21 protein-coding genes, 2 tRNA genes and 3 rRNA genes are annotated in these 25,425 nt (G+C 59.6%); 14 read left to right on the forward strand and 12 right to left on the reverse strand.

Translation table 11 applies throughout. The features are described from left to right. Positions 1-92: 92 nt before the first annotated feature. Entirely contained in the window at positions 93-827 is a 735-nt protein-coding gene (locus tag AC515T_RS19755; RefSeq protein WP_496529695.1) for a thioesterase II family protein, read from the reverse strand. A gap of 145 nt (positions 828-972) precedes the next feature. Here AC515T_RS19755 and tam point away from each other — a divergent pair, with 145 nt between their 5' ends. The 4 genes from tam to AC515T_RS19775 all read left to right on the forward strand — a co-directional run bounded on the left by tam (position 973) and on the right by AC515T_RS19775 (position 5,828). Continuing rightward, positions 973-1,743, forward strand: coding sequence for a trans-aconitate 2-methyltransferase (tam, locus tag AC515T_RS19760; RefSeq protein WP_496529696.1), 771 nt, complete (start codon positions 973-975; stop codon positions 1,741-1,743). 92 nt (positions 1,744-1,835) lie between these two features. After that, entirely contained in the window at positions 1,836-2,969 is a 1,134-nt protein-coding gene (locus AC515T_RS19765) for a cupin-like domain-containing protein (protein WP_496529697.1), read from the forward strand. Between the two features lie 242 nt (positions 2,970-3,211). After that, positions 3,212-4,012: an SDR family oxidoreductase gene (locus AC515T_RS19770; protein ID WP_496529698.1), complete on the forward strand. Its 801-nt coding sequence runs from the start codon at positions 3,212-3,214 to the stop codon at positions 4,010-4,012. Then, positions 4,005-5,828, forward strand: coding sequence for a glycoside hydrolase family 15 protein (locus tag AC515T_RS19775; RefSeq protein WP_496529699.1), 1,824 nt, complete (start codon positions 4,005-4,007; stop codon positions 5,826-5,828). The genes AC515T_RS19770 and AC515T_RS19775 overlap by 8 nt, the downstream gene beginning before the upstream one ends. A 140-nt stretch (positions 5,829-5,968) precedes the next feature. Here AC515T_RS19775 and AC515T_RS19780 read toward each other — a convergent pair whose 3' ends face one another. Next, positions 5,969-6,334 carry a DUF6124 family protein gene (locus tag AC515T_RS19780; RefSeq protein ID WP_496529700.1) on the reverse strand — a complete coding sequence of 122 codons (366 nt, stop codon included), beginning with the start codon at positions 6,332-6,334 and terminating at the stop codon, positions 5,969-5,971. 602 nt (positions 6,335-6,936) lie between these two features. On the opposite strand from AC515T_RS19780, the gene AC515T_RS19785 reads away from it, so the two are divergent. Both AC515T_RS19785 and AC515T_RS19790 read left to right on the forward strand, forming a co-directional pair. After that, complete coding sequence (locus AC515T_RS19785; RefSeq protein ID WP_496529701.1) at positions 6,937-7,314, forward strand: hypothetical protein; 378 nt, start codon at positions 6,937-6,939, stop codon at positions 7,312-7,314. 28 nt (positions 7,315-7,342) lie between these two features. Then, positions 7,343-8,245: an alpha/beta fold hydrolase gene (locus AC515T_RS19790; RefSeq protein WP_496529702.1), complete on the forward strand. Its 903-nt coding sequence runs from the start codon at positions 7,343-7,345 to the stop codon at positions 8,243-8,245. Here AC515T_RS19790 and AC515T_RS19795 read toward each other — a convergent pair. After that, positions 8,214-9,206 (reverse strand): GlxA family transcriptional regulator, encoded by a 993-nt coding sequence (locus tag AC515T_RS19795; protein WP_496529703.1) that lies wholly within the window; start codon positions 9,204-9,206, stop codon positions 8,214-8,216. The two genes, AC515T_RS19790 and AC515T_RS19795, sit on opposite strands and share 32 nt — an antisense overlap. A 99-nt stretch (positions 9,207-9,305) precedes the next feature. Between AC515T_RS19795 and inhA the strand changes: the two genes are divergently transcribed. After that, on the forward strand, positions 9,306-9,992 hold the full coding sequence (gene inhA / locus AC515T_RS19800) for an isonitrile hydratase (RefSeq protein WP_496529704.1): 687 nt from the start codon (positions 9,306-9,308) through the stop codon (positions 9,990-9,992). Between the two features lie 209 nt (positions 9,993-10,201). Here inhA and AC515T_RS19805 read toward each other — a convergent pair whose 3' ends face one another. After that, on the reverse strand, positions 10,202-10,939 hold the full coding sequence (locus tag AC515T_RS19805) for an SDR family oxidoreductase (protein ID WP_496529705.1): 738 nt from the start codon (positions 10,937-10,939) through the stop codon (positions 10,202-10,204). A 201-nt stretch (positions 10,940-11,140) separates the two neighbouring features. Between AC515T_RS19805 and AC515T_RS19810 the strand changes: the two genes are divergently transcribed. Continuing rightward, positions 11,141-12,088 carry an AraC family transcriptional regulator gene (locus AC515T_RS19810; RefSeq protein ID WP_496529706.1) on the forward strand — a complete coding sequence of 316 codons (948 nt, stop codon included), beginning with the start codon at positions 11,141-11,143 and terminating at the stop codon, positions 12,086-12,088. Positions 12,089-12,265: 177 nt separating this feature from the next. Then, positions 12,266-12,727 (forward strand): hypothetical protein, encoded by a 462-nt coding sequence (locus tag AC515T_RS19815; protein WP_496529707.1) that lies wholly within the window; start codon positions 12,266-12,268, stop codon positions 12,725-12,727. Between the two features lie 464 nt (positions 12,728-13,191). Here the strand turns inward: AC515T_RS19815 and AC515T_RS19820 are convergent, their stop codons facing one another. After that, positions 13,192-13,650, reverse strand: coding sequence for an SRPBCC family protein (locus tag AC515T_RS19820; RefSeq protein ID WP_496529708.1), 459 nt, complete (start codon positions 13,648-13,650; stop codon positions 13,192-13,194). Positions 13,651-13,794: 144 nt separating this feature from the next. On the opposite strand from AC515T_RS19820, the gene AC515T_RS19825 reads away from it, so the two are divergent. Continuing rightward, on the forward strand, positions 13,795-14,196 hold the full coding sequence (locus tag AC515T_RS19825; RefSeq protein ID WP_496529709.1) for a lysozyme inhibitor LprI family protein: 402 nt from the start codon (positions 13,795-13,797) through the stop codon (positions 14,194-14,196). Between the two features lie 114 nt (positions 14,197-14,310). On the opposite strand, the gene rrf is transcribed toward AC515T_RS19825, so the two are convergent. The 5 genes from rrf to AC515T_RS19850 form a co-directional block, all read right to left on the reverse strand. Further along, positions 14,311-14,426, reverse strand: a 5S ribosomal RNA gene (gene rrf / locus AC515T_RS19830). Between the two features lie 168 nt (positions 14,427-14,594). After that, positions 14,595-17,486, reverse strand: a 23S ribosomal RNA gene (locus AC515T_RS19835). A 241-nt stretch (positions 17,487-17,727) separates the two neighbouring features. Further along, positions 17,728-17,803: transfer RNA gene (locus AC515T_RS19840), tRNA-Ala, on the reverse strand. A 10-nt stretch (positions 17,804-17,813) separates the two neighbouring features. Then, positions 17,814-17,890 (reverse strand) — tRNA-Ile (locus tag AC515T_RS19845). 122 nt (positions 17,891-18,012) lie between these two features. Next, positions 18,013-19,549 (reverse strand): 16S ribosomal RNA (locus AC515T_RS19850). Together the 16S, 23S and 5S rRNA genes with 2 tRNA genes alongside form the textbook arrangement of a ribosomal RNA operon. A 669-nt stretch (positions 19,550-20,218) precedes the next feature. On the opposite strand from AC515T_RS19850, the gene rhtA reads away from it, so the two are divergent. Next, positions 20,219-21,109, forward strand: coding sequence for a threonine/homoserine exporter RhtA (gene rhtA, locus AC515T_RS19855; protein ID WP_496529710.1), 891 nt, complete (start codon positions 20,219-20,221; stop codon positions 21,107-21,109). Between the two features lie 169 nt (positions 21,110-21,278). Continuing rightward, complete coding sequence (locus AC515T_RS19860; RefSeq protein ID WP_122568689.1) at positions 21,279-21,560, forward strand: hypothetical protein; 282 nt, start codon at positions 21,279-21,281, stop codon at positions 21,558-21,560. Positions 21,561-21,566: 6 nt separating this feature from the next. On the opposite strand, the gene AC515T_RS19865 is transcribed toward AC515T_RS19860, so the two are convergent. After that, positions 21,567-22,136: a TetR/AcrR family transcriptional regulator gene (locus AC515T_RS19865; protein ID WP_496529711.1), complete on the reverse strand. Its 570-nt coding sequence runs from the start codon at positions 22,134-22,136 to the stop codon at positions 21,567-21,569. Between the two features lie 89 nt (positions 22,137-22,225). Here AC515T_RS19865 and AC515T_RS19870 point away from each other — a divergent pair, with 89 nt between their 5' ends. Both AC515T_RS19870 and AC515T_RS19875 read left to right on the forward strand, forming a co-directional pair. Then, complete coding sequence (locus tag AC515T_RS19870) at positions 22,226-22,954, forward strand: SDR family oxidoreductase (protein ID WP_496529712.1); 729 nt, start codon at positions 22,226-22,228, stop codon at positions 22,952-22,954. 34 nt (positions 22,955-22,988) lie between these two features. Continuing rightward, on the forward strand, positions 22,989-23,579 hold the full coding sequence (locus tag AC515T_RS19875; protein WP_496529713.1) for a 2-hydroxychromene-2-carboxylate isomerase: 591 nt from the start codon (positions 22,989-22,991) through the stop codon (positions 23,577-23,579). Between the two features lie 9 nt (positions 23,580-23,588). On the opposite strand, the gene AC515T_RS19880 is transcribed toward AC515T_RS19875, so the two are convergent. Further along, on the reverse strand, positions 23,589-25,397 hold the full coding sequence (locus AC515T_RS19880; RefSeq protein ID WP_496529714.1) for an aminopeptidase P family protein: 1,809 nt from the start codon (positions 25,395-25,397) through the stop codon (positions 23,589-23,591). Positions 25,398-25,425: the final 28 nt, after the last annotated feature.

Consider the following 25,425-nt stretch of genomic DNA (forward strand, 5'->3'; position numbering starts at 1 on the left):
ACGACGCCATCGCGAGCAAGCTCGCTCCCACAAGGGAGGATGCATCCCCCCAGTCGATGTGGGGCTGCATTTGCATGAGCTGGGGAATCAAATCAGGCGCTGATGGCCAACCCATGCCGCCGATGATGCACGCCCAACTGATCCTTGATCAGCCGCAGCACCTTGGCCTCGTGCTCATGAATGAAGAAGTGCCCGCCGGCCAGCATGTCCACCGAGAAGCTGCCCGTGGTTTCCTGGCGCCAGCCCATCAGTTGCTCCGTGGTGGCCTTGTCGGCCGTGCCGCCGAACACATGCACCGGGCAGTTGAGCAACGGCCGCTGCCGTGGCTGGAAACGTCCGCACAGCAAAAAGTCGGCCCGCAGGATCGGCAGGGTCAGGGCCATCAGTTCTTCATTGGCCAGGATTTCCTCGCTCGTACCGTTGAGGGTGCGCAGTTGCTCGATCAACTCAGCGTCGGTTTTCGCCTTGGCGAAATCGCGGTCGTAGTCAGCCCGCATCGTCGGCGCCGCGGTGCCGGAGGCAAACAGCGCCACCGGTTCCGGGCTGCCGAGTTCACGCAAGGCGTGGGCGATTTCACAAGCCAGCAGCGCGCCCAGGCTGTGGCCGAACAAGGCGTACGGGGCCTGGAGCGTCGGGTACAGCTCCCGCGCCAGTTGCATCGCCAACGAGCCCATGTCGGTGTGCAGCGGCTCGTCGAAGCGCGCCCCGCGCCCCGGCAACTCCACTGGCTGCACATGCAGCCATTGCGGCAACGTGCGCCGCCAGCGGCTGTACACCATCGCGCTGGCGCCAGAATAAGGCAGGCACAGCAGGGTCAGTTGAGTCACTGCGGTTTTCTCCGATCGGTCGTATAGGGAAGATAACGAAATCGTAACCCACAAAATTAGTCAAAACCGTTACGTTCGCTCCATCTTCTTCGCCCGACCTTATACTGGCGGTACCTCGACTCACTCCACCGCACAGGAGAACGCCATGGGCTGGTCCGCCAAGCAATACGTCACCTTCGAACAGGAACGCACCCGTCCGTCCCGGGACCTGCTCGCCGCCATCCCTCCCACGCAGGCCCGTTCGGTGATCGACCTGGGGTGTGGCCCGGGCAATTCCACCGAATTGTTGGTGGAGCATTTCAGCGGCGCCACGGTGCGTGGCCTGGACAGTTCCAGCGACATGGTCGACGCCGCACGCAAACGCTTGCCCGCCGTGACGTTCGACACCGCGGACATCAGCCAATGGGATGAACCCGGACCGTTCGACGTGATCTTCGCCAACGCGGTGCTGCAATGGCTGCCCGACCACGCCACCCTGCTGCCCGCGTTGATCGGCAAACTCGCCCACGGCGGCAGCCTGGCGGTCCAGATGCCCGACAACCTGCACCAGCCCTCCCACCGCTTGATGCGGGAAATCGCAACAAACGGGCCTTGGGCCAGCCAACTGGCCGGGGCGGCTGAATCGCGGACCGAGATGGCGGATCCCAGCACGTATTACTCGATCCTCAAGCCCCACTGCAGCCGCGTCGATGTGTGGCGCACCACCTACCACCACCCCTTGGCCGGCGGTGCCGCAGGCGTGGTGGAATGGTTCAAGGGCAGCGCCTTGCGGCCGTTTCTCGAGCCGCTGGACGAGGCCCAACGCGAGCAGTACCTGGCGCGCTATCTCCAGGCGATCGAACAGACTTACCCGGCCCTGGACGATGGGACCGTGCTGCTGCCATTTCCTCGGGTGTTCATGGTCGCGACGCGCTAGGGCGAGGGTCGATGACGCAGCGACGAGGGCCTAAATTTCTGATCCGGGCCCTCGTTACCTGCTAAGACCAAAAACCCGCAAGAGTGACCGCCGTGGACCTGCAAACCATCCTGGGCAAGCTGTTCGCCAATGCCGGCGCCGTTGGTATCGAAGGCGTCTTCCAATTCGTGTTCGGCCCGCACCAGGCGTACTGGTCCGAGGTCAAGGCCAGCAGCCGCACCGAAGCTGGTCGCCACACCAGCCCCGACGTCACCATCGAGGTGGCGGAAAAGGACTTCCTCGGGATCATGGCCGGCATGGCCAATGTCGAGGAACTGTTCGCCAGCGGTCGCCTGAAGATCGGCGGCAACATGGGCCTGGCGACGTTGCTGCCGCAGATCATCGACCATGCCCGGCATGGCGGTGGCGTGGTGGAAAAGGTCGACATGAACAAGCGCTACCCCACCCCGCCGCGCTTCAGCGAAAAACTCACCGCCAGCCTGCCGACCCAACGCAGCGTGGAGCGGCGACCTCGCAGCGGGCTGTCGGTGCAGGCGTTTCGCGCACAGTACCTGCCCCACGGCATTCCGCTGGTCATCAGCGACGCCTTGCAGGACTGGCCGTTGTTCAAGCTCAGCCGCGAAGAATCCCTGGTGCATTTTGCCGAGCTGCAGGGCATCACCCGCCACGGCGACTATGTGAAGAAGACCTTCTCCACCGAGCGGGATTTTCGCTCCACGTCCATGGCCGACTTCATCGCCTCCCTCGACAGTCCGGCGGCCAAGGGCGCCGACGGCGAGCCGCCGGCCTACATGGGCAACAACATCCTGCCGGCGCGGCTGATGGAGCAGATCAAGTTCCCGCCCTATTTCGACCCGTCGCTGTTCATCCCACCGCGCATCTGGATCGGCCCCAAGGGCACCCTGACGCCGCTGCACCGCGACGACACCGACAACCTGTTCGCCCAGGTCTGGGGCCAGAAAATCTTCACCCTCGCCGCCCCTCACCACCGCGAAGCCCTGGGCACCTGGTCCACGGCGCCCCAAGGTGGGCTGGACGGTTGTGATTTCAACCCGGACGCACCGGACTACCAACGCTTCCCCCACGCCCGCGACGTGACCTTCATGCGCGTGACGCTGGAGGCGGGGGATTTGCTGTTTCTGCCGGAAGGCTGGTTCCATCAGGTGGAGTCGGTGTCGACGTCGTTATCGGTGAATTTCTGGGTGAATTCGGGGCGGGGTTGGTAACCGCTGACCTGAAGCAACATTCTTTGTAGCAGGCAGATTGTGGGAGCAAGGCTTGCCCGCGATGAAGGCAATGCGGTCTTTCGGAAATCGAGTCGCCTATTTCGCGAGCAAGCTTTGCTCCCACAGTTCCCTTGCCACAGGTTTGTGTTTGGACCTGAAATATGAAGACCGCTTCACCCAAGTGAACTCCTCCCACCTCCCACCAGTCAGCAGGTAAGGCCCTCCATTCAAGGTGCTAGACCATGCAGATATCCCTCGCCCGCCAGGTTGCCCTGGTCACCGGCGCCAGCTCCGGCATTGGCGCAGGCACGGCCAGGGCGTTGGCTGACGCCGGTGCCGCGGTGGTACTCAACTACCACTCCAGTGCCGGCCCGGCGCAAGACCTGGCCCGTGAAATCAATGCCAATGGCGGCCGTGCCATCGCCGTGGGTGCCGATGTGTCGAAGGAACAAGGGGTCGAGCAGTTGTTCGCCAAAACCCTCGAAGCCTTTGGCACGCTGGACATTCTGGTGGCCAATTCCGGCCTGCAAAAAGACGCGCCCGCCGTCGACATGAGCCTGGAAGACTGGAACACCGTGATCGGCACCAACCTCACCGGCCAGTTCCTCTGCGCCCGCGCCGCCCTGCGGATCTTCAACCGCCAGGGCATTCGCCAGGGCGTGTCCCGGGCCGCCGGCAAGATCATTCACATGAGTTCGGTGCACCAGCGCATTCCCTGGGCCGGCCACGTCAATTACGCCGCGTCCAAGGGCGGTGTCGATCTGCTGATGCAGAGCCTGGCCCAGGAAACCAGCCACCAGCGCATCCGCATCAACAGCATCGCCCCCGGTGCCATCCGCACGGCCATCAACCGTGACGCCACCGAGGGCGAGCAAGAGCAAAAGCTGCTGGAGCTGATTCCTTACGGGCGCGTTGGCGACGTGGAGGACGTCGCCAACGCGGTGGTCTGGCTGGCCTCGGACTTGTCCGATTATGTGGTGGGCACCACGCTGTTCATCGATGGCGGGATGAGCCTTTATCCGGGGTTTCGTGGCAATGGATGATCATGACGAACCGCAAAGCCCCATCGAGAACCACGGCATCATTGGCGACATGCGCACCGCCGCGCTGGTCAATGACCGCGGCAGCGTCGACTTCTTCTGCTGGCCGGAATTCGACAGTCCGTCGATCTTCTGCTCGCTGCTCGACACTCCGCAGGCGGGCATCTTCCAGCTCGCGCCAGACCTGCCGGATGCCCGTCGCCAACAAATCTACCTGCCCGACACCAACGTCCTGCAAACCCGCTGGCTGAGCGACGGCGCCGTGGTGGAGATCACCGACCTGCTGCCCATCGGCGACAGCGAGGATGATCTGCCGGTGTTGATCCGCCGTGTGGGCATGACCATCGGCAGCGCGACGTTTCGCCTGCGCTGCGCGGTGCGTCACGACTATGCCCGGGCCGCGACCACGGCGCGCCAGGACGGTGCCCACATCTGTTTCGAGGCGTCGGGGCAACCGAGCCTGCGCTTGTGCTCCGATCAGCCCATGACGCTGGACGGCAACGCGGCAGTGGCCGAATTCACCCTGGAGCAGGGCCAGAGCGCCGAGTTCCTGCTGGGCGGCATTGATGACCCGCGGCTCCAGGACGACGTCAGCGCGATTTGCCTGGAACGGACCCTGGCGTTCTGGCGCGGCTGGATCGGCCAATCCAACTATCGCGGGCGCTGGCGGGAAATGGTCAACCGCTCGGCCCTGGCGCTGAAGCTGCTGACCTCACGCAAACACGGCGCCATCCTCGCCGCCGCCACCTTCGGCCTGCCGGAAACCCGCGGCGGCGAGCGCAACTGGGATTACCGCTACACCTGGATCCGCGACGCCTCGTTCACGGTCTACGCGTTCATGCGCCTGGGCTTCGTCGAAGAAGCCAACGCCTACATGCGCTGGCTGCGCGAGCGGGTCAGCGACTGCTGTGAGCGGCCGACCAAGCTCAACATCCTCTACGGCCTGGACGGCAGGCTCGAGCTGCCGGAAAGCGAGTTGCCGCACCTGAGCGGGTTCGGCAATGCGCAGCCGGTGCGCATCGGCAACCTGGCCTACCAGCAAGTGCAATTGGATATTTTCGGCGAGCTGATGGACGCGGTGTACCTGGTCAACAAATACGGCGAAGCCATCTCCCATCAAGGCTGGAAACACACCGTCGAGGTGATCGACCAGGTGTGCAACGTCTGGCAGGACAAAGACGTGGGCATCTGGGAAATGCGCGGCGACACCCAGCACTTCTTGCATTCGCGGTTGATGTGCTGGGTCGCCGTCGACCGCGCCATCCGCCTGGCCGAGAAACGCTCCCTGCCCGCCCCGTTCGCCCGCTGGGACGAAACCCGCCAGGCCATCTACCAGGACATCTGGACCCATTTCTGGAGCGAGGAACACCAGCATTTCGTCCAGCGTCTGGGCAGCACCGCCCTGGACGGTTCGATGCTATTGATGCCCCTGGTGCGTTTCGTCAGCGCCCGCGACCCACGCTGGCTCTCGACCCTCGATGCCATCGAAAAACACCTGGTGCGCGACGGCATGGTCTATCGCTACCGCAACGACGACAGCCCCATCGACGGCCTCAGCGGCATCGAAGGCTCCTTCGCGGCGTGCTCGTTCTGGTACGTCGAATGCCTGGCCCGCGCCGGTCGCGTGGAAAAAGCCCAGCTGGAATTCGAACAACTGCTGCGCTACGCCAACCCGCTGGGGTTGTACGCCGAAGAGTTCGACAGCCACGGCTACCACCTGGGCAACACTCCGCAGGCCCTGACCCATCTGGCGCTGATCAGCGCGGCGAGCTTCCTGGACCGCAAGTTGAGCGGGGAGAAGAATCATTGGCAGCCGTGAGCTGCCCTTCAGCCTGAACGCGATCCCTGTGGCGAGGGAGCTTGCTCCCGCTCGACTGCGCAGCAGGCGCAAAAATCTTGGGGTCGCTTCGCAACCCAGCGGGAGCAAGCTCCCTCGCCACAGAGAAAGCGGTGTGCTGGCTACTGCGTTGAGTCAGCCAGTTCGATGTCATCCAACGCACGGTTGGCCAGCAACCTGGCCAGCTCGATCAACTGCTGAATCCCCAGCGCAACATGCCGCCGGGAACCTTCCAACTCGAACCCCAGGTCACTGACCAGCGCATCGGCCGAGGCCAGGGTTTCGCTCAGGGTGGTGAGCACCGATTCGGTGTCGAGGCCGGGGACCACTGAAAATATCTGGCCGTCCTGGGTGTCGGGCTTGGGCGGGGTGGGCGACAAGTGGATGTTCAGCGCCCGGTCGGCGGCTTCGCGGAGTTTTTTTGTATCGAGGGTGGTGTAGGCAGAGAGGTCTTCGGCGCGTGGAGGGTTGGGGGTGATCTTGACCATTGTGAAACTCCTGACTTGAAGTTGAGCTCACTCGCCTCGTGACCAAACGAGGGTGGTGGGCTATACGCAGGTTGGTCAACCGGGAAGTCAGGCACCCGGCGCACTCGAAAGTGCCCCGCGCACAGCCCACCGCAAAGCATACCGACAAGCACACAAAAAAGCGCCGACATGCTGAGGTTGGCGCGTGTGCGCCTGACATTGGACGGGTGACCAAACCCGGTCGCTGATTTTGCAGCGACGGACAAAGCCTATCCCCACCCTTTCCGAACCGGCAACCGACGCGACTCGTCAGAAAATTCCGGTTCACCTATTTTTTTGTAGGAACACCGCACCTCTGTGGCGAGGGGATTTATCCCCGTTGGGCTGCGAAGCAGCCCCTGTAACCAGCGCCTCGGTGCATCAGGCAGATTGAGTTGGCTGTTTAGGGGGCTGCTGCGCAGCCCAGCGGGGATAAATCCCCTCGCCACAGAGCAATCACCGCAATTGGCCCATTTATCGTTACGCCCCCTTTCGAGTTGCCAGCCCCGCCAACCCCTCCTAAGATCGATGCACTCACGGGTGCAGCGGAGCTGCCCGATAAAAACCCGACTCAAGGATCTGACATGGCCCATATCAAACGCCCCATCACCACCCCACCCCGAACAGGCCTGACCCGCGAAGCCCTCTGGGAAGGCCAGGACCGGGGCCTGATCAAATGCTGGGAAATCGGCCGCGACCGGGCGGTGAAGTTTCCTGAACTGGCACAACGCTGCCTGGCCGGTGAGTTGCCAGTGCTGGGCTGGAAAGGTGGCGTCAGCCGCAGCCTGAAGAAAAACGAAAAATTCGGTTGCCTCAAGTACCTCGCCCAATGGCAGGGCCTGCGCGGTGAAGACCTGGACATCGACCTGACCCAGGAGCGCACCTTGACCTGTTCCAGCACGAACATGGTCGTGACGTTCACCCCGGATCGGGCCAAATACGTCAACCAGGAACCTGCCTGAACGCAACCGCACACTGCCGGAGGCCGACATGAACCTTGAGCCCAGGATCAACTTCGCCGTCACGCCGTTGCTGCGCATCGCCTACGAAGAACACGGCCCCGCCAACGGCGCTCCCATCATCCTGCTGCACGGCTTTCCGTACGACCCCAGGGCGTTCGATGAGGTCGCGCCGGCCTTGGCCCAGCGTGGCTACCGGGTCATCGTGCCCTACCTGCGCGGCTACGGCCCGACCCGCTTCAACAACCCGGCCATCCTGCGCTCCGGCCAGCAAGCAGCGTTGGCCCAGGACCTGCTGGACCTGATGCACGCGCTTTCCATTCCCCAAGCGGCACTGTGCGGCTACGACTGGGGCGGCCGGGCGGCGTGTATCGTCGCGGCCCTGTGGCCCGAGCGCGTGCGCTGCCTGGTAACCGGCGACGGCTACAACCTGCAGGACATTCCCCGTTCCACGCAGCCGCTGGACCCGGAAACCGAACATCGGTTGTGGTACCAGTACTATTTCCACACCGCACGGGGTGTCGAAGGCCTGACGCAAAATCGACGCGAATTGTGCGAATTGCTCTGGCGCCTGTGGTCTCCGACCTGGAAGCGCGGCGCCGAACTGTATCCCCTCAGCGCCGCGTCGTTCGACAACCCGGACTTCGTCGACGTGGTGATCCACTCCTACCGTCATCGCTTCATGTACGCGCCGGGCGATCCGACGCTGGAGTGGATGGAGGAACGGCTGGCGGCACAACCGGCCATCAGCGTGCCGAGCATTTCCTTGTGCGGCGCCGATGACGGCGTGGGGCCTGCACCGGAACACGATGAAGACGCCGAGCATTTCACCGTTTTCTATGAGCGCCGAGTGCTGGCCGGCGTGGGCCATAACATTCCCCAGGAAGCCCCCGAGGCCACGCTCAAGGCATTGCTGGATCTGCTTGAGGGCTGACGGCGAACCGCTCGCGATAGGCCTGCGGCGTTACGCCCATGGCCCGCAGGAAACTACGACGCAAGGTTTCTTCGCTGCCGAAACCGCATTGCACCGCCACCCGCTTGATCGATACGGCGGTGTCGGACAACAGACGGCGAGCGGTTTCCACGCGAATCAACTCCACGGCCCGCGCCGGGGTCTGGCCGGTGTCGGCGCGGTAGTGCCGCACAAAGCTGCGCTCGCTCATGCCCACCTCGGCGGCCAGGCTCGACAGGCCCAGGTCACGGGTGAGGTTTTCGGCGATCCAGGCATGCAGGTCATCGAACCGACTGCCCTGTTTTTGCAGCGACAAGGTCACGCTGAACTGCGATTGCCCACCAGGACGCTTAAGGAACACCACCAGATGCCGGGCGACCTCCAGGGCCACCGCGCGGCCCAAATCTTCCTCCACCAGTGCCAGGGCCAGGTCGATGCCGGCCGTGACCCCAGCCGAGGTCCACACAGGACCGTCGTTGATGAAAATCGGGTTGGGTTCGACCCGCAGTTGCGGATGCTGCTCAGCCAGTTGTTCACAGCGGGTCCAGTGTGTCACCACGCGTCGTCCGTCCAGCCAACCGCTGGCGGCCAGCAGGAACGCTCCGGTGCACACCGATGCCACCCGCCGCGACCGCAGGCCGTGATCCTTGACCCAGGCCACCAGCGTCGGATCCTTCGCCGCCTCGTACACACCCCAGCCACCGGCGATCAACAGCGTGTCGCTGCCTTCGCTCGGCAGCGGCTCGGCCATCAGCGCCAACCCGGCCGAAGACATCACCGCCCCGCCCCCCACGGCGACGACCGTCGGCGTGTACGGCAACGGCAGGCCTTGCTGGCGGGCCAGGTCGTTGGCCGATGCGAAGACCTGCAAGGGCCCGGTGACATCCAGCACTTGCACGTTGGCGAAGGCCAGGACATGAACGGTTTTCGGTGACTTGGGCATATTGGCGTGATTCGTGGGCTTATTGGCGTATACGCCAGAGCCTACGGATCTAAAGTCAAACCGTCCACCCCTCGGGCGTCATCCAAAGGAGAACGCGACATGACGTTGCAGATCGGTTTGTTGTTATTCCCTCAAGTCCAACAGTTGGACCTGACCGGCCCTTATGACGTACTGGCCTCGTTGCCAGACGTGAAGGTCCACTTGGTCTGGAAAGACCTGGCACCGGTCACCGCCAGCACCGGGTTGATGTTGCTGCCCACCACCACGTTCGAGGACTGCCCGAAACTCGACGTGATCTGCGTCCCCGGCGGGACCGGCGTCGGCCCCCTGATGGAAGACGAGCAGACGCTGGCCTTCATCAAGCGGCAAGCCGCCGGGGCGAAATACATCACCTCGGTGTGTACCGGTGCGCTGGTGCTCGGCGCGGCGGGCCTGCTGCAAGGCAAGCGCGCCACCACCCACTGGGCCTATCACAGCCTGCTGCAAACCCTGGGCGCGACGCCGGTCAATGATCGCGTAGTGCGCGACGGCAACCTGCTCACCGGCGGCGGCATCACAGCCGGGATCGACTTTGCGTTGACCCTGGCGGCCGAACTGTTCGACCAGGACACCGCCGAGCTGGTCCAGTTGCAACTCGAATACGCCCCTGCCCCACCGTTCAACGCCGGCAGCCCGGACACCGCGCCGACGCGCGTGCTGGAAGAAGCAAACCGGCGTGCGGCCGAGTCGTTCCGGGTGCGCTCGCAAATCACCCAACGTGCTGCGGCGCGGTTGGAACGGGCGTAACGATAAGCCCCAGCCGGCACTGCTGTGCTGTGCTGTGCTGTGGGAGCAAAGCTTGCTCGCGAAACAGGCGCCTCGATTTCTGAAAGACCGCATCGCCTCTATCGCGGGCAAGCCTTGCTCCCACAGAGCTAGGCTCGCCACAAGGGTCAGGTTTCCCCTCCTGGCGATACCGCTCGCTCATGAGGGTTTCCCTGTCGGATCAACTCGATTCAGAATGGGCTGGCGGTGGGCCGCACGATCAGTTCGCTGACGTCGACGTCCGCCGGTTGCTCGATGGCGTAGGCGATTGCCCGGGCGATGGCTTCGGCCGGAATGGAGATCCTGCGGAACTCGCGCATTTCGGCACGACCACCTTCATCGGAAATGCTCTCGGCCAGTTCCGATTCGGTCACGCCGGGGGAAATCACTGTCACCCGCACATCCCCCCCGACTTCCTGGCGCAAACCCTCGGAAATCGCCCGCACGGCGTACTTGGTGGCGCAATACACGGCCGCAGTCGGGCTGACGGCGTAGGCACCGATGGACGCAATGTTGATGAACTGGCCGCTGCGCTGGCGCTGCATCAGCGGCAGACCGGCAGCGATACCGTGAAGCACGCCACGGATGTTGACGTCGATCATGCGGTCCCACTCCTCGACCTTCAGTGCCTCAAGCTTGGAGAGCGGCATGACCCCGGCATTGTTGATGATCACGTCGACCTTACCGAACCGCTCGACAGCAAAGTCGATCAGGTCTTGGACATCATCGCGACGGGTCACGTCCACGGCCTTGCAGACCGCCTGCTGGCCGGCGGCCTCGAGTTCCCGCACCAGTGTTTGCAAACGATCGATGCGCCGGGCACCAAGCACGACACGAGCACCGCGAGCCGCGAGCAACCGCGCCGCGGCCTCACCAATCCCGCTGCTGGCGCCGGTGATGACCACTACTTTGTTTTGAATATCGGACATGATGGTTTCCTCGTCTGGATGTGTTGGCCCCGTTGGGAGCGTTTTGACAAGTCCAGATTAGGGAACTGACCGAAGCCGGGGTTAGCCGGATCCTCCTGCGCACTTGCACGATCCTGTAGCGACAAATTCGACTCTGGCCGACAGCCGCGCAATCGGTTTTACTAGCGCGGTCCATTCATTTGGCCAGGGAGGTTGCTCGGCATGTCGGTATCCACATCCATCCACATTGCGCCAGACGACGGCGTTAATCAGCGTCGCGCCGAACTGGCGAGCCTGATGATGCGCTTCGCACCGGAATTTGGCGTTCACCCCACGGCCATCGAGGCCTTGCACCTGATCCGTAGCGACCAGCCAACCGAGGCGCTGCACACCGTGCACAAGCCTGGTCTGTGCGTGATCATCGAGGGGCGCAAGGAAGTGCGCCTGGCGGACGAGTGCTACGTGTATGACCCGCTCAATTACCTCGTCGTCTCGGTGACCCTGCCGTTGGCCGGCCAGGTGATTGAAGCCAGTCCCGAGCGCCCCTACCTGTGCATCCGCCTCGACATCGATCCAGCACAGATCTGTCGCCTGATTGCCGACGCCAGCCCTATCGGCGTGCCGGCCGAAAGAACCGGACGTGGGCTGTTCCTGGATCGCATCGATGCGCCATTACTCGACGCAGTGTTGCGCTTACTGCGGCTGCTGGACAGCCCGGACGATATCGCCACCCTCGCGCCGTTGGCCCAACAGGAGATTTTCTACCGGCTGCTGCGTGGCGCCCAAGGCCAGCGCTTGCACGAAATCGCCATTCCCGACACCCAGACCCATCGCATCAGCCGCGCCATCGAGTGGCTCAATACTCATTACGCCGAGCCACTGAGCATCGACCGCCTGGCACAAATGATCAACCTCAGCCCTTCGGCCCTGCATCACCGCTTTAAAGCCGTGACCGCCATGAGCCCACTGCAATACCAGAAACAGCTGCGCCTGCAGGAAGCTCGACGGTTGTTGTTGGCGGAGAACAGCGACGTTTCGTCAATTGGCTACAAGATGGGGTATGAAAGCCCTTCGCAGTTCAGCCGTGAATACAGCCGTCTATTTGGCGCCTCGCCGAGCAAGGACATCGCTCGCTTGCGTGCCCAGGCGCTGCAAGCCAGTAGCGCCTGATCCTGCACACAGACAGGATCAGGCAAAACCAGGACAGTATCCGTCTAACGCCCGCCCCTGCCTCGCCCCTAATCTGAACCCATGCAGCAAGACAACCGTCCCGGCTGCAACGGGTTCAGCAGATCACGACATCTGAACGACCCGGCACTCACCCCTGATATGACCGGAGTCTTTACCATGAAAACGTTCAACACCTTGATCGCCATTACCACCTTCGCCCTGAGCGCCAGTGCATTTGCCTTGCCGAGCCAGCAGCAAGACCGTTTCTTTACCCAGGCTAGCGATTACCAGCAGCCAGTGGCCGCTGATGGCGCGGATCGGACGCCTGGAGGGCAAACGCTCGCTGCCGATGGTGCCGACCGGACGCCAGGGGGCCAGACCTTGGCTGCCGATGGTGCCGACCGGACGCCAGGAGGACAGACGCTCGCTGCCGATGGTGCCGACCGGACGCCAGGAGGACAGACCTTGGCTGCTGATGGTGCCGACCGGACGCCAGGAGGACAGACGCTCGCTGCCGATGGTGCCGACCGGACGCCAGGAGGACAGACCTTGGCTGCTGATGGTGCCGACCGGACGCCAGGAGGACAGACGCTCGCTGCCGATGGTGCCGACCGCACCAAGACCTGGCGCCTGGCATGATCAGGCCACTTTTTCACAGACGAAAAAAAACCCGCCTAGGCGGGTTTTTTGAGGACCAATTTGACTCCCTGTCCGGCATTCCATGCCTGGTCCAATCATCCATGACCCCAAGCACTCCCTGTACTCAGTGGATGAACATAGATTAGGCCCACCGGTGACTGGGAAAAAGACGAGAAAGCAGCAACGGCGTGTAAGCGTTTCGCTATAGGACGTTTTCCTGACTTTTCAACGGGCGAAAAAAAACCCGCCGAAGCGGGTTTTTCCAAGACCATTACGACTCCCTGTCGATAGCTAATCCTTGCATGGTCGATCGTCCCTGATCCTGAGCACTCCCTGTGCTTCAGTGGATGAGTCCAGATTACGCCTCGGATCCAAAATGAAATAGACGACATAGCTACCATCTCGTGTAAGACATTCGCTATACCTGCCCCTCCGAAAACCCTTAGCTCCGTCAGGCGGCAAACTCAAGAATTGTTCAGGAACGTTTCAATATTGGCCATCTGCTCGTCCCAGCCACGGCTGTCCATGCGAAAGGCCTTGAGCCGACGTGCCTCGGGAATGTTGTTGAAACCCGACTCCACGACTTTGAGCAAGGTACCGCCATCCATGTCTTCGAGTTCGAATTGCACACGCGTCTCGGACTCCTGGGAATAATCCACCTGCGGCTCGACAGCGTAAGGATGCCAGCGAAATGAGAAGACCCGCTCGGGCTCCACCCGCTCAACCGCTACGTCCCAGATAAGGTGTTCGTAACCTGGATAAGTAATTTGCCCCTGGGTACGCTCACCTGCCACAAACCGTTTCCCCTCAAGGGCGACACCGAACCATTGACCGAAGGCTTCGGCATTGGCCAGGGCGCGCCAGACTTGGGAGCGCGGGGCCTTGAGCAGGATCTTTCTTTCAATGCGGTCGGACGAATGCATGAGTCACCTCCTGTGTTTCAACAGTAGGCTTGTAAGACCACAAGGCCAACCGAAAAGTTGTATCAGACCGCTGCTCGCCAACTCTAAACAGCACGGAGCGATGTAAACTCCCCCGGCGTTTTCCCCCTCAAGGAGCGACCCAACATGTCCCCACGCTTGCTTCTGGCCCTGACGCCGCTGCTTTTTGCCGCCGTTGTCCAGGCCGACGACTGCGCAGACGCCACCACTCAAGGCGAAATGAACCAGTGCGCAGCCAAAGAAAACAAGGCCGCCGACAACGAGCTGAACAGCTTGTACAAGCAGATCACCGCACGCCTGAAGGACAATCCCGAAGCCACGCAGATGCTGGTCAAGGCTCAGCGTGCCTGGCTCGGCTTCCGTGACGCCGAATGCGAATTCTCCGCCTCCGGGGTCGAGGGCGGCAGTGCCTATCCGCTGATCTATAGCAATTGCATCACAGCCCAAACCAAGGCCCGGGTCAAGGCATTCAAGGCCTATCTCAAGTGCAAGGAAGGGGATTTGAGCTGCCCCATACCCGAGGCTTAATAGCCAGGATGTAAAAAGGATGACCTCTGCAAGTCATCCTTTTTCGGCCACGCTTTTATTGCGGAAAAAACAAAACCCCTACCTGCGTCAGCAGATAGGGGTTTCGGAATTTAATCTTGACGATGACCTACTCTCACATGGGGAAACCCCACACTACCATCGGCGATGCATCGTTTCACTTCTGAGTTCGGGATGGGATCAGGTGGTTCCAATGCTCTATGGTCGTCAAGAAATTCGGTAGCCAGCGCGTGCCTTGCGGTCACGTTCCAGCAAATGGGTATGCGATAGTTTGGTGCTGCTTGTGAGTATCTCGAACTTTCGGTTCGTTTCGTCTTCACACACCGCAATCTGGTCTCCTTCGCCTTTAGGCTTGGAGTTACAAATTGCTTGGGTGTTATATGGTCAAGCCTCACGGGCAATTAGTACAGGTTAGCTCAACGCCTCACAGCGCTTACACACCCTGCCTATCAACGTCGTAGTCTTCGACGGCCCTTCAGGGGACTCAAGGTCCCAGTGAGATCTCATCTTGAGGCAAGTTTCCCGCTTAGATGCTTTCAGCGGTTATCTTTTCCGAACATAGCTACCCGGCAATGCCACTGGCGTGACAACCGGAACACCAGAGGTTCGTCCACTCCGGTCCTCTCGTACTAGGAGCAGCCCCTCTCAAATCTCAAACGTCCACGGCAGATAGGGACCGAACTGTCTCACGACGTTCTAAACCCAGCTCGCGTACCACTTTAAATGGCGAACAGCCATACCCTTGGGACCGGCTTCAGCCCCAGGATGTGATGAGCCGACATCGAGGTGCCAAACACCGCCGTCGATATGAACTCTTGGGCGGTATCAGCCTGTTATCCCCGGAGTACCTTTTATCCGTTGAGCGATGGCCCTTCCATACAGAACCACCGGATCACTAAGACCTACTTTCGTACCTGCTCGACGTGTCTGTCTCGCAGTCAAGCGCGCTTTTGCCTTTATACTCTACGACCGATTTCCGACCGGTCTGAGCGCACCTTCGTACTCCTCCGTTACTCTTTAGGAGGAGACCGCCCCAGTCAAACTACCCACCATACACTGTCCTCGATCCGGATAACGGACCTGAGTTAGAACCTCAAAGTTGCCAGGGTGGTATTTCAAGGATGGCTCCACGCGAACTGGCGTCCACGCTTCAAAGCCTCCCACCTATCCTACACAAGCAAATTCAAAGTCCAGTGCAAAGCTATAGTAAAGGTTCACGGGGTCTTTCCGTCTAGCCGCGGATACACTGCATCTTCACAGCGATTTCAATTTCACTGAGTCTCGGGTGGAGACAGCGCCGCCATCGTTACGCCATTCGTGCAGGTCGGAACTTACCCGACAAGGAATTTCGCTACCTTAGGACCGTTATAGTTACGGCCGCCGTTTACCGGGGCTTCGATCAAGAGCTTCGCGTTAGCTAACCCCATCAATTAACCTTCCGGCACCGGGCAGGCGTCACACCCTATACGTCCACTTTCGTGTTTGCAGAGTGCTGTGTTTTTAATAAACAGTCGCAGCGGCCTGGTATCTTCGACCGGCGTGGGCTTACGCAGCAAGTGCTTCACCCTCACCGGCGCACCTTCTCCCGAAGTTACGGTGCCATTTTGCCTAGTTCCTTCACCCGAGTTCTCTCAAGCGCCTTGGTATTCTCTACCCAACCACCTGTGTCGGTTTGGGGTACGGTTCCTGGTTACCTGAAGCTTAGAAGCTTTTCTTGGAAGCATGGCATCAACCACTTCGTCACCCAAAGGGTAACTCGTCATCAGCTCTCGGCCTTAGAATCCCGGATTTACCTAAGATTCCAGCCTACCACCTTAAACTTGGACAACCAACGCCAAGCTGGCCTAGCCTTCTCCGTCCCTCCATCGCAATAACCAGAAGTACAGGAATATTAACCTGTTTTCCATCGACTACGCTTTTCAGCCTCGCCTTAGGGACCGACTAACCCTGCGTCGATTAACGTTGCGCAGGAAACCTTGGTCTTTCGGCGTGGGTGTTTTTCACACCCATTGTCGTTACTCATGTCAGCATTCGCACTTCTGATACCTCCAGCAAGCTTCTCAACTCACCTTCACAGGCTTACAGAACGCTCCTCTACCGCATCACTTACGTGATACCCGTAGCTTCGGTGTATGGTTTGAGCCCCGTTACATCTTCCGCGCAGGCCGACTCGACTAGTGAGCTATTACGCTTTCTTTAAAGGGTGGCTGCTTCTAAGCCAACCTCCTAGCTGTCTAAGCCTTCCCACATCGTTTCCCACTTAACCATAACTTTGGGACCTTAGCTGACGGTCTGGGTTGTTTCCCTTTTCACGACGGACGTTAGCACCCGCCGTGTGTCTCCCATGCTCGGCACTTGTAGGTATTCGGAGTTTGCATCGGTTTGGTAAGTCGGGATGACCCCCTAGCCGAAACAGTGCTCTACCCCCTACAGTGATACATGAGGCGCTACCTAAATAGCTTTCGAGGAGAACCAGCTATCTCCGAGCTTGATTAGCCTTTCACTCCGATCCACAGGTCATCCGCTAACTTTTCAACGGTAGTCGGTTCGGTCCTCCAGTCAGTGTTACCTAACCTTCAACCTGCCCATGGATAGATCGCCCGGTTTCGGGTCTATTCCCAGCGACTAGACGCCCTATTAAGACTCGCTTTCGCTACGCCTCCCCTATTCGGTTAAGCTCGCCACTGAAAATAAGTCGCTGACCCATTATACAAAAGGTACGCAGTCACCCAACAAAGTGGGCTCCCACTGCTTGTACGCATACGGTTTCAGGATCTATTTCACTCCCCTCTCCGGGGTTCTTTTCGCCTTTCCCTCACGGTACTAGTTCACTATCGGTCAGTCAGTAGTATTTAGCCTTGGAGGATGGTCCCCCCATATTCAGACAAAGTTTCTCGTGCTCCGTCCTACTCGATTTCACTTCTAAGATCCTTTCGCGTACAGGGCTATCACCCACTATGGCCGCACTTTCCAGAGCGTTCCGCTAAAATCAAAGAAGCTTAAGGGCTAGTCCCCGTTCGCTCGCCACTACTAAGGGAATCTCGGTTGATTTCTTTTCCTCAGGGTACTTAGATGTTTCAGTTCCCCTGGTTCGCCTCTTGCACCTATGTATTCAGTACAAGATAACCATCTTATGATGGCTGGGTTCCCCCATTCAGACATCTCCGGATCACAGTCTGTTTGCCGACTCCCCGAAGCTTTTCGCAGGCTACCACGTCTTTCATCGCCTCTGACTGCCAAGGCATCCACCGTATGCGCTTCTTCACTTGACCATATAACCCCAAGCAATCTGGTTATACTGTGAAGACGACATTCGCCGAAAATTCGATCTTGCTCTAAGAGCAACTCACAAATTTTACCTTAGCCTGATCCGTTACCAGTGAAAGTAACGTTCAGTCTATCTTTCTATCACATACCCAAATTTTTAAAGAACGATCTAATCAAAAGACTAGAAATCAACATTCACCATCACCTGGATGGAATGCTCATTTCTAAGCTTTCAGAAGCAGCTTATGGTGGAGCCAAGCGGGATCGAACCGCTGACCTCCTGCGTGCAAGGCAGGCGCTCTCCCAGCTGAGCTATGGCCCCATTACAAAATTGGTGGGTCTGGGCAGATTCGAACTGCCGACCTCACCCTTATCAGGGGTGCGCTCTAACCAACTGAGCTACAGACCCAATTTCGAGCTTGTAACTGTTAGCGTGAGCTATCAGCTTGGAGCTTAAAGCTGCTTCTATCGTCTTCTTCAATGAATCAAGCAATTCGTGTGGGAGCTCATGAAGCAGCTGCGGTCGTCGATTAAGGAGGTGATCCAGCCGCAGGTTCCCCTACGGCTACCTTGTTACGACTTCACCCCAGTCATGAATCACACCGTGGTAACCGTCCTCCCGAAGGTTAGACTAGCTACTTCTGGTGCAACCCACTCCCATGGTGTGACGGGCGGTGTGTACAAGGCCCGGGAACGTATTCACCGCGACATTCTGATTCGCGATTACTAGCGATTCCGACTTCACGCAGTCGAGTTGCAGACTGCGATCCGGACTACGATCGGTTTTGTGGGATTAGCTCCACCTCGCGGCTTGGCAACCCTCTGTACCGACCATTGTAGCACGTGTGTAGCCCAGGCCGTAAGGGCCATGATGACTTGACGTCATCCCCACCTTCCTCCGGTTTGTCACCGGCAGTCTCCTTAGAGTGCCCACCATAACGTGCTGGTAACTAAGGACAAGGGTTGCGCTCGTTACGGGACTTAACCCAACATCTCACGACACGAGCTGACGACAGCCATGCAGCACCTGTCTCAATGCTCCCGAAGGCACCAATCCATCTCTGGAAAGTTCATTGGATGTCAAGGCCTGGTAAGGTTCTTCGCGTTGCTTCGAATTAAACCACATGCTCCACCGCTTGTGCGGGCCCCCGTCAATTCATTTGAGTTTTAACCTTGCGGCCGTACTCCCCAGGCGGTCAACTTAATGCGTTAGCTGCGCCACTAAGAGCTCAAGGCTCCCAACGGCTAGTTGACATCGTTTACGGCGTGGACTACCAGGGTATCTAATCCTGTTTGCTCCCCACGCTTTCGCACCTCAGTGTCAGTATCAGTCCAGGTGGTCGCCTTCGCCACTGGTGTTCCTTCCTATATCTACGCATTTCACCGCTACACAGGAAATTCCACCACCCTCTACCATACTCTAGCTCGACAGTTTTGAATGCAGTTCCCAGGTTGAGCCCGGGGCTTTCACATCCAACTTAACGAACCACCTACGCGCGCTTTACGCCCAGTAATTCCGATTAACGCTTGCACCCTCTGTATTACCGCGGCTGCTGGCACAGAGTTAGCCGGTGCTTATTCTGTCGGTAACGTCAAAACACTAACGTATTAGGTTAATGCCCTTCCTCCCAACTTAAAGTGCTTTACAATCCGAAGACCTTCTTCACACACGCGGCATGGCTGGATCAGGCTTTCGCCCATTGTCCAATATTCCCCACTGCTGCCTCCCGTAGGAGTCTGGACCGTGTCTCAGTTCCAGTGTGACTGATCATCCTCTCAGACCAGTTACGGATCGTCGCCTTGGTGAGCCATTACCTCACCAACTAGCTAATCCGACCTAGGCTCATCTGATAGCGCAAGGCCCGAAGGTCCCCTGCTTTCTCCCGTAGGACGTATGCGGTATTAGCGTCCGTTTCCGAGCGTTATCCCCCACTACCAGGCAGATTCCTAGGCATTACTCACCCGTCCGCCGCTCTCAAGAGGTGCAAGCACCTCTCTACCGCTCGACTTGCATGTGTTAGGCCTGCCGCCAGCGTTCAATCTGAGCCATGATCAAACTCTTCAGTTCAAACATCTTTGGGTTTTGAGAAAACCCTAAACTTGGCTCAGCAATCGTTGGTTACATCTTTGATTTCTCGCGGAGTAACTTGTGATGCTGATAATCTGTTGACTAGCAGTCTGACTCCACAAGCACCCACACGAATTGCTTGATTCAGTTGTTAAAGAGCGGTTGGCTGAGTCTTTCGTCTCAACCGAGGCGCGCATTCTACAGCGCCCCGTGTATCTGTCAAGCGGTTATTTTCAGAAGTTTTCAAAGTTTCCTTATCAACTTCAACCACTTGCGCTTCCGATCTCTCGTTAGCGGGAGGCGAATTCTACAGCGTTAGTCGCTGCTGTCAACACCTCTTTTTCACCGCTTTCGACCGAGAAGATCGAACCGCCGATAGAGCCAAACAACACTGCGCTATCTGCTGCTTCCGGACCTCGATGAACTGAAGCCCTGCACCGTCGAAACCTACTTAACTCGTTGAATTTCAAGGAGTTTTCCGTTTCGACTGCGCCGGAAGTGGGGCGAATTATAGACGTTTAGAATCTGCCGTCAACCCTTAATTTGATTTTCCTATCTACAGCTCAGGAGGACGCTTAAATATGCTCGATATATAGACGGAATCGCTGCATATGCGCAATATACTGCTCAATGCAGCCTCCCCGCCTTTATTTTGGACGACACTTCGTAATGACGCTCTCCCCACATCGCAGCCTGGCCTCCACCCTGTACCCGATTGCCTTGCTATTAATAGCCATGGCTTCCATTCAAGCAGGAGCCTCCCTCGCCAAAAGCATGTTCCCGGTAGTGGGGGCACAAGGCACTACGACGCTGCGACTCATTTTTGCCAGCCTCATCATGCTGTTAATGCTGCGCCCCTGGCGGGCCAAGCTCACCGCCCAGTCCCTGCGCACGGTGATCGTCTATGGGATGGCACTGGGCGGTATGAACTTCCTCTTCTATATGTCAGTTCGCACCGTTCCACTGGGCATTGCCGTAGCATTGGAATTTACCGGACCTCTGGCAGTCGCCATTTACGCCTCGCGCCGGGCAATCGACTTTCTCTGGATTGCCCTGGCAGTGGTTGGCCTGCTGCTGCTCATACCAACCGGCGCGACCAGCGCCGGTATTGACCTCGTTGGAGCCGGCTACGCGCTGGGTGCCGGTTTCTGCTGGGCGTTGTACATCCTGTTCGGTCAGAAAGCCGGAGCGGACAATGGCGTGCAGACCGCCGCACTGGGAGTCATGATCGCGGCCCTGTTCGTCGCGCCTATCGGCATCGTCCACGCCGGCGCCACACTGCTCACACCGAGCCTGATTCCAATCGCCATCGGCGTCGCCATCCTGTCCACAGCCCTGCCCTATACATTGGAAATGGTCGCCCTGACTCGAATGCCTGCTCGCACCTTCGGCACCCTGATGAGCGTGGAACCGGCAATCGCGGCCTTGTCGGGGCTCGTCTTTCTCCAGGAGTACTTGTCCCTGGCCCAGTGGATGGCCATTACCTGCATCATCCTCGCGTCGGTGGGCGCAACGCTGACCATGGCCAACACCGCAAAGCCTGCTGTCGCGGCAGATTGAATCAGGATTTAACGGAAGGTCTGGTATTTGCCGCGCATTTAGGCCATGTTTAGGCCAGTAACCCAATGCCAGACATGGATTTTTTCATACAGGACGTCATGAACGCTTCACGCAAGAGCGAACACGATCGTACGCGGACACAAGATCCACGGCGATTATAAGGACGGGAATGAAACGAATTTTGATACTGATCGCCGTACTTGCAGTAGCGGGCTGTGCGGCGACATCGAAAACTGAAGTCAAACGCGGCAAAAAAGGCCTGCACATCAACTGCTCCGGCCTGTCTTCATCCTGGGAGCAGTGCGCCGCCAGCGCCGCCAATTCATGCGCTCCCAAGGGTTACAAGGTCATTGCCAAGTCTGGCGACGCCGTCGAAGAACCCGGGGATTATCCCTTCGGGCTCAACCCCGCCGGCTATACCAGCCGCAGCATGATCGTCATTTGCAAATAGATCAGATTAGCCGAGCCCCTGTTCGGCCATTCGACGACTGATTTCCTCATGGCTGGACTTGAGGACGTCACGCTGAACCTGCGGCGTGACCAACATCCGCGCCACAACCAACGCCCCCACGCATTGAGACAGAATGGCCCAGGCCAGACTGTCGCTTCCCAATATCCGCGCCCAGCTTTCGTGCAAGCGACAGATCCACGTTTGCGCCGCCTCCCTCACCTGGACATCCGATCGCGCGATCTCAGCGCCCAGTACCGGTAACGCACACCCTGCCTCGGGCTGCTCGACATGGCTCATGCTCAAGTACTGCTTGAGGCAGCGCTCCAGTTTCATCGAGTCCATGGCGCCGTCGCCACTCAAGCGGTCCAGGCTTTGAGCCAACTCCCGCTCAACAATGGCTTTGAAAAGCTCATCCTTGGACGAGAAGTGGCTATAGAACGCACCGCCGCTCAACCCGATCGCTTTCATCAGGCCGTCGACACCGACCGTAGAGAAACCTGATTTCTTGGCGGATACGGCACTGCTGGCGAGCAGTTTCTCGCGGGTTTCCATTTTGTGATTGGCTGAATAACGCATTGTCCTGCCCCTGATCGCTCACCTTGACGCTTGCCGGATCTTAGCATAACGTCCGTTTAGTTAACGATCGTTTACCTATGAGGCTAACCATGAATAACAAGAAGGTCGTACTGGTTGTTGGCGCGGGCGATGCCACCGGCGGAGCGATTGCCAAACGCTTTGCGCAGGAAGGTTTTGTGGCCTGTGTGACCCGTCGCAGCGCTGACAAACTCCAGCCGCTTGTTGATGGAATCCGCGCCCAAGGCGGCGAAGCCCATGGGTTTGCCTGCGATGCGCGCAAAGAAGACGATGTGATCGCACTCATCGAGCAAATCGAGAACCAGATCGGCCCGATCGAAGCCTTTGTGTTCAACATCGGCGCCAACGTTCCCTGCAGCATCCTCGAAGAAACCGCACGCAAGTATTTCAAGATTTGGGAGATGGCCTGTTTCTCAGGTTTTCTCAATGCACGGGAAGTGGCCAAGCGCATGGTCAAGCGCCAACGCGGGACAATTCTGTTTACCGGGGCAACGGCCGGATTGCGTGGCGCTTCGGGGTTCGCCGCATTCGCAGGCGCCAAACATGGCATCCGCGCGCTGGCCCAAAGCATGGCCCGGGAGCTGGGACCGCTGAATATTCATGTGGCCCATGTGGTAGTGGACGGCGCCATCGACACCGACTTCATCCGCGAGAATTTCCCGGAAAAATATGCCACCAAGGATCAGGACGGCATCCTGAACCCTGAACACATCGCCGACAGCTATTGGTATCTGCACAGCCAACCTCGCGACGCCTGGACCTTCGAGCTGGACCTGCGCCCCTGGAGCGAACGCTGGTAACCCCTCCCCTCCCAACAACAAGAGAGCAGATACCATGAGCAAATCGGTGGAGTTTTACTTCGACCTAGGCAGCCCGACCACGTACCTGGCCTATACCCAGTTGCCGGCGCTGTGCGCGCAGACCAACAGCCAGTTGATCTATCGTCCGATGTTACTGGGCGGCGTCTTCAAGGCGACCGGCAACGCATCGCCGGCAACCGTGCCGGCCAAGAACCCGTACCTGTTCAAGGACCTGAACCGCTTCGCCAAGCGCTACGGCGTCGCCTTCCAGTTCAATCCACACTTCCCCGTCAATACACTGCTGCTGATGCGCGCGGTAACCGGCATGCAACTGCGCCATCCCGAACGCTTCGAGGCCTTCGTCGATTGCCTGTTCCGCGCCTTCTGGGTGGACGCCCGCAACCTCAATGATCCGGCGACTGTCGCAGCAATCCTGAATGAAGGTGGTTTCGATGCCGACTACGTGCTGGCACTGACAAGCGACGAGCAGGTCAAGCAAGCACTCAAGAGCGCCACCGAAGCAGCCATCGGACGAGGCGTGTTCGGCGCCCCGAGCATGTTTGTCGGCAACGAGCTGTTCTTCGGCCAGGATCGGCTGGACTTCGTCCGTGAAGCCCTCGCCTGATCCTCTACCTCAAATCGCCATCGTCCGGGTGTTGAGCCACTGCAGTGCGTCACCGTCCAGCAACGGGCTCAACCGGCGCTGAACCTCGGCGTGGTAGGCGTTGAACCAGTCTTTTTCATCCTGGGTCAGCAACGAAGGCTCCAGGCAGCGGGTGTCGATCGGACACAGGGTCAGGGTTTCGAACGCCAGGAACTCGCCGAACTCGCTGCTTCCGGCCTCGCGGTTCAACACCAGGTTCTCGATGCGCACACCCCAGCGGCCGGGACGATAAGTGCCCGGTTCGATCGAGGTGATCATGCCGGCCTGCATCGCCGTCTGCGGCGCGGCAGCGGCTTGATAGGCAATCACCTGCGGGCCTTCATGGACGTTGAGGAAATAGCCGACGCCATGGCCAGTGCCGTGGCCGTAATCGACTTGCTCCGCCCAGATCGGCGCGCGGGCGATGGCATCCAGCAAAGGCGAAAGAATGCCCCGCGGGAATTTGGCCCGGGACAGGGCAATCACACCCTTGAGCACGCGGGTGCAGTCACGTTTCTGCTCGGCGGTGGGTGTTCCGACCGGCACCATGCGGGTGATGTCAGTGGTGCCCCCCAGGTATTGGCCCCCGGAGTCGATCAGCAACAGGCCATCACCTTCGATGACAGCATGGGCCTCTTCCGTGGCGTGGTAATGGGGCATCGCGCCATTGGCGTTAAAGGCGGCAATGGTGTTGAAGCTCAGGGAGACGAAATCCGGCCGACGTGTGCGGGCGGCGGTCAAGTGTTCGTCGATGGTCAACTCGGTGATGCGCTCGCGCCCCCAGGCTCCTTCCAGCCAAGCGAAAAATTCACAGAGCGCCGCGCCGTCCTGCTCCATGGCCCGACGAATGTGCTCGGCGTCGGCCAGGCTTTTGCGGGACTTGGCCAGCGTCGTTGGGTTGAGACCTTCGACCAGTTTCACGCCGCTGCCCAGGTTATCCAGCAAGCCGACCGTCACCCGCGCCGGGTCGATCTGCAGGCTCGCGCCGTCCGGCACTTCACGCAACGCGGCGGCGGCTTCGCTGTAATCGCGCAGGGTCACGCCGTCCTGCTCCAGAACGGCACGCAGCGCTGCGTCAACCTTGTCCAGGGCCACGAACAGCGTTGCCTGCTGCTGGCCGATCAAGGCAAAGGAGACGAACACCGGGTTGAACGACACATCCGCACCGCGCAGGTTGAACAACCAGGCGATGTCATCCAGCGTGGCGATGAAATGCCAGTCGGCACCCCGCTCCTGGAGGGATTCGCGCAACTTGGCGAGTTTTTCGACGCGGCTGACGGTCGCCTGGGGTGGCAAATGGGCGTAGACCGGTTGATCCGGCAAGCTTGGGCGATCAGTCCAGACTTCCTTGAGCAGGTCGATGTCGGTGCGCAACCGCGCGCCGCGCTCCGCGAGCTTGCCGCCCAGGGTGCGGGCCGATGCCACGGCCATGACCGCACCGTCGACTGCAACCACCCCGCCTTCAGGCGTTTGTTCGGCCAGCCAGTCCAAGGGGCCGGGCTGGCCTGGAATCAGCTTGACCAGCTCGATACCGCTGCCCTCCAGCTCCTTGGTGGCCTGTTCCCAATAACGGCTGTCGGCCCAGACGCCGGCGAAACTACCGGTCACGATCAAGGTCCCCACCGAACCATGGAAGCCCGACAACCATTGCCGCCCCTGCCAATAGCCCGGCAGGTATTCGGACAGGTGCGGGTCGGCCGATGGCACCAGCAGCGCGTGAATACCCTCTCGGCTCATCAGTTGGCGGATTCGGGCCAGGCGCTGGGGAACCAGTCCATGGGGCAAAGGCTCGGTGCTCATTGTTTCTCCTGCTCGTTGATATTGTTGT

Source organism: Pseudomonas sp. FSO-7 (genome assembly GCF_059579345.1).

What these genes read in the sequence shown, in the direction of transcription:
- AC515T_RS19785 (WP_496529701.1), top strand. Translation starts at nt 6,937, where the DNA reads ATGGCCCATATCAAACGCCCCATCACCACCCCACCCCGAACAGGCCTG.
- AC515T_RS19790 (WP_496529702.1), top strand. Translation starts at nt 7,343, where the DNA reads ATGAACCTTGAGCCCAGGATCAACTTCGCCGTCACGCCGTTGCTGCGC.
- AC515T_RS19795 (WP_496529703.1), bottom strand. Translation starts at nt 9,206, where the DNA reads ATGCCCAAGTCACCGAAAACCGTTCATGTCCTGGCCTTCGCCAACGTG.
- AC515T_RS19860 (WP_122568689.1), top strand. Translation starts at nt 21,279, where the DNA reads ATGAAACGAATTTTGATACTGATCGCCGTACTTGCAGTAGCGGGCTGT.
- AC515T_RS19880 (WP_496529714.1), bottom strand. Translation starts at nt 25,397, where the DNA reads ATGAGCACCGAGCCTTTGCCCCATGGACTGGTTCCCCAGCGCCTGGCC.
- AC515T_RS19770 (WP_496529698.1), top strand. Translation starts at nt 3,212, where the DNA reads ATGCAGATATCCCTCGCCCGCCAGGTTGCCCTGGTCACCGGCGCCAGC.
- AC515T_RS19775 (WP_496529699.1), top strand. Translation starts at nt 4,005, where the DNA reads ATGGATGATCATGACGAACCGCAAAGCCCCATCGAGAACCACGGCATC.
- AC515T_RS19825 (WP_496529709.1), top strand. Translation starts at nt 13,795, where the DNA reads ATGTCCCCACGCTTGCTTCTGGCCCTGACGCCGCTGCTTTTTGCCGCC.
- rhtA (WP_496529710.1), top strand. Translation starts at nt 20,219, where the DNA reads ATGACGCTCTCCCCACATCGCAGCCTGGCCTCCACCCTGTACCCGATT.
- AC515T_RS19810 (WP_496529706.1), top strand. Translation starts at nt 11,141, where the DNA reads ATGTCGGTATCCACATCCATCCACATTGCGCCAGACGACGGCGTTAAT.
- AC515T_RS19815 (WP_496529707.1), top strand. Translation starts at nt 12,266, where the DNA reads ATGAAAACGTTCAACACCTTGATCGCCATTACCACCTTCGCCCTGAGC.
- inhA (WP_496529704.1), top strand. Translation starts at nt 9,306, where the DNA reads ATGACGTTGCAGATCGGTTTGTTGTTATTCCCTCAAGTCCAACAGTTG.
- AC515T_RS19780 (WP_496529700.1), bottom strand. Translation starts at nt 6,334, where the DNA reads ATGGTCAAGATCACCCCCAACCCTCCACGCGCCGAAGACCTCTCTGCC.
- AC515T_RS19805 (WP_496529705.1), bottom strand. Translation starts at nt 10,939, where the DNA reads ATGTCCGATATTCAAAACAAAGTAGTGGTCATCACCGGCGCCAGCAGC.
- AC515T_RS19875 (WP_496529713.1), top strand. Translation starts at nt 22,989, where the DNA reads ATGAGCAAATCGGTGGAGTTTTACTTCGACCTAGGCAGCCCGACCACG.
- AC515T_RS19865 (WP_496529711.1), bottom strand. Translation starts at nt 22,136, where the DNA reads ATGCGTTATTCAGCCAATCACAAAATGGAAACCCGCGAGAAACTGCTC.
- tam (WP_496529696.1), top strand. Translation starts at nt 973, where the DNA reads ATGGGCTGGTCCGCCAAGCAATACGTCACCTTCGAACAGGAACGCACC.
- AC515T_RS19870 (WP_496529712.1), top strand. Translation starts at nt 22,226, where the DNA reads ATGAATAACAAGAAGGTCGTACTGGTTGTTGGCGCGGGCGATGCCACC.
- AC515T_RS19820 (WP_496529708.1), bottom strand. Translation starts at nt 13,650, where the DNA reads ATGCATTCGTCCGACCGCATTGAAAGAAAGATCCTGCTCAAGGCCCCG.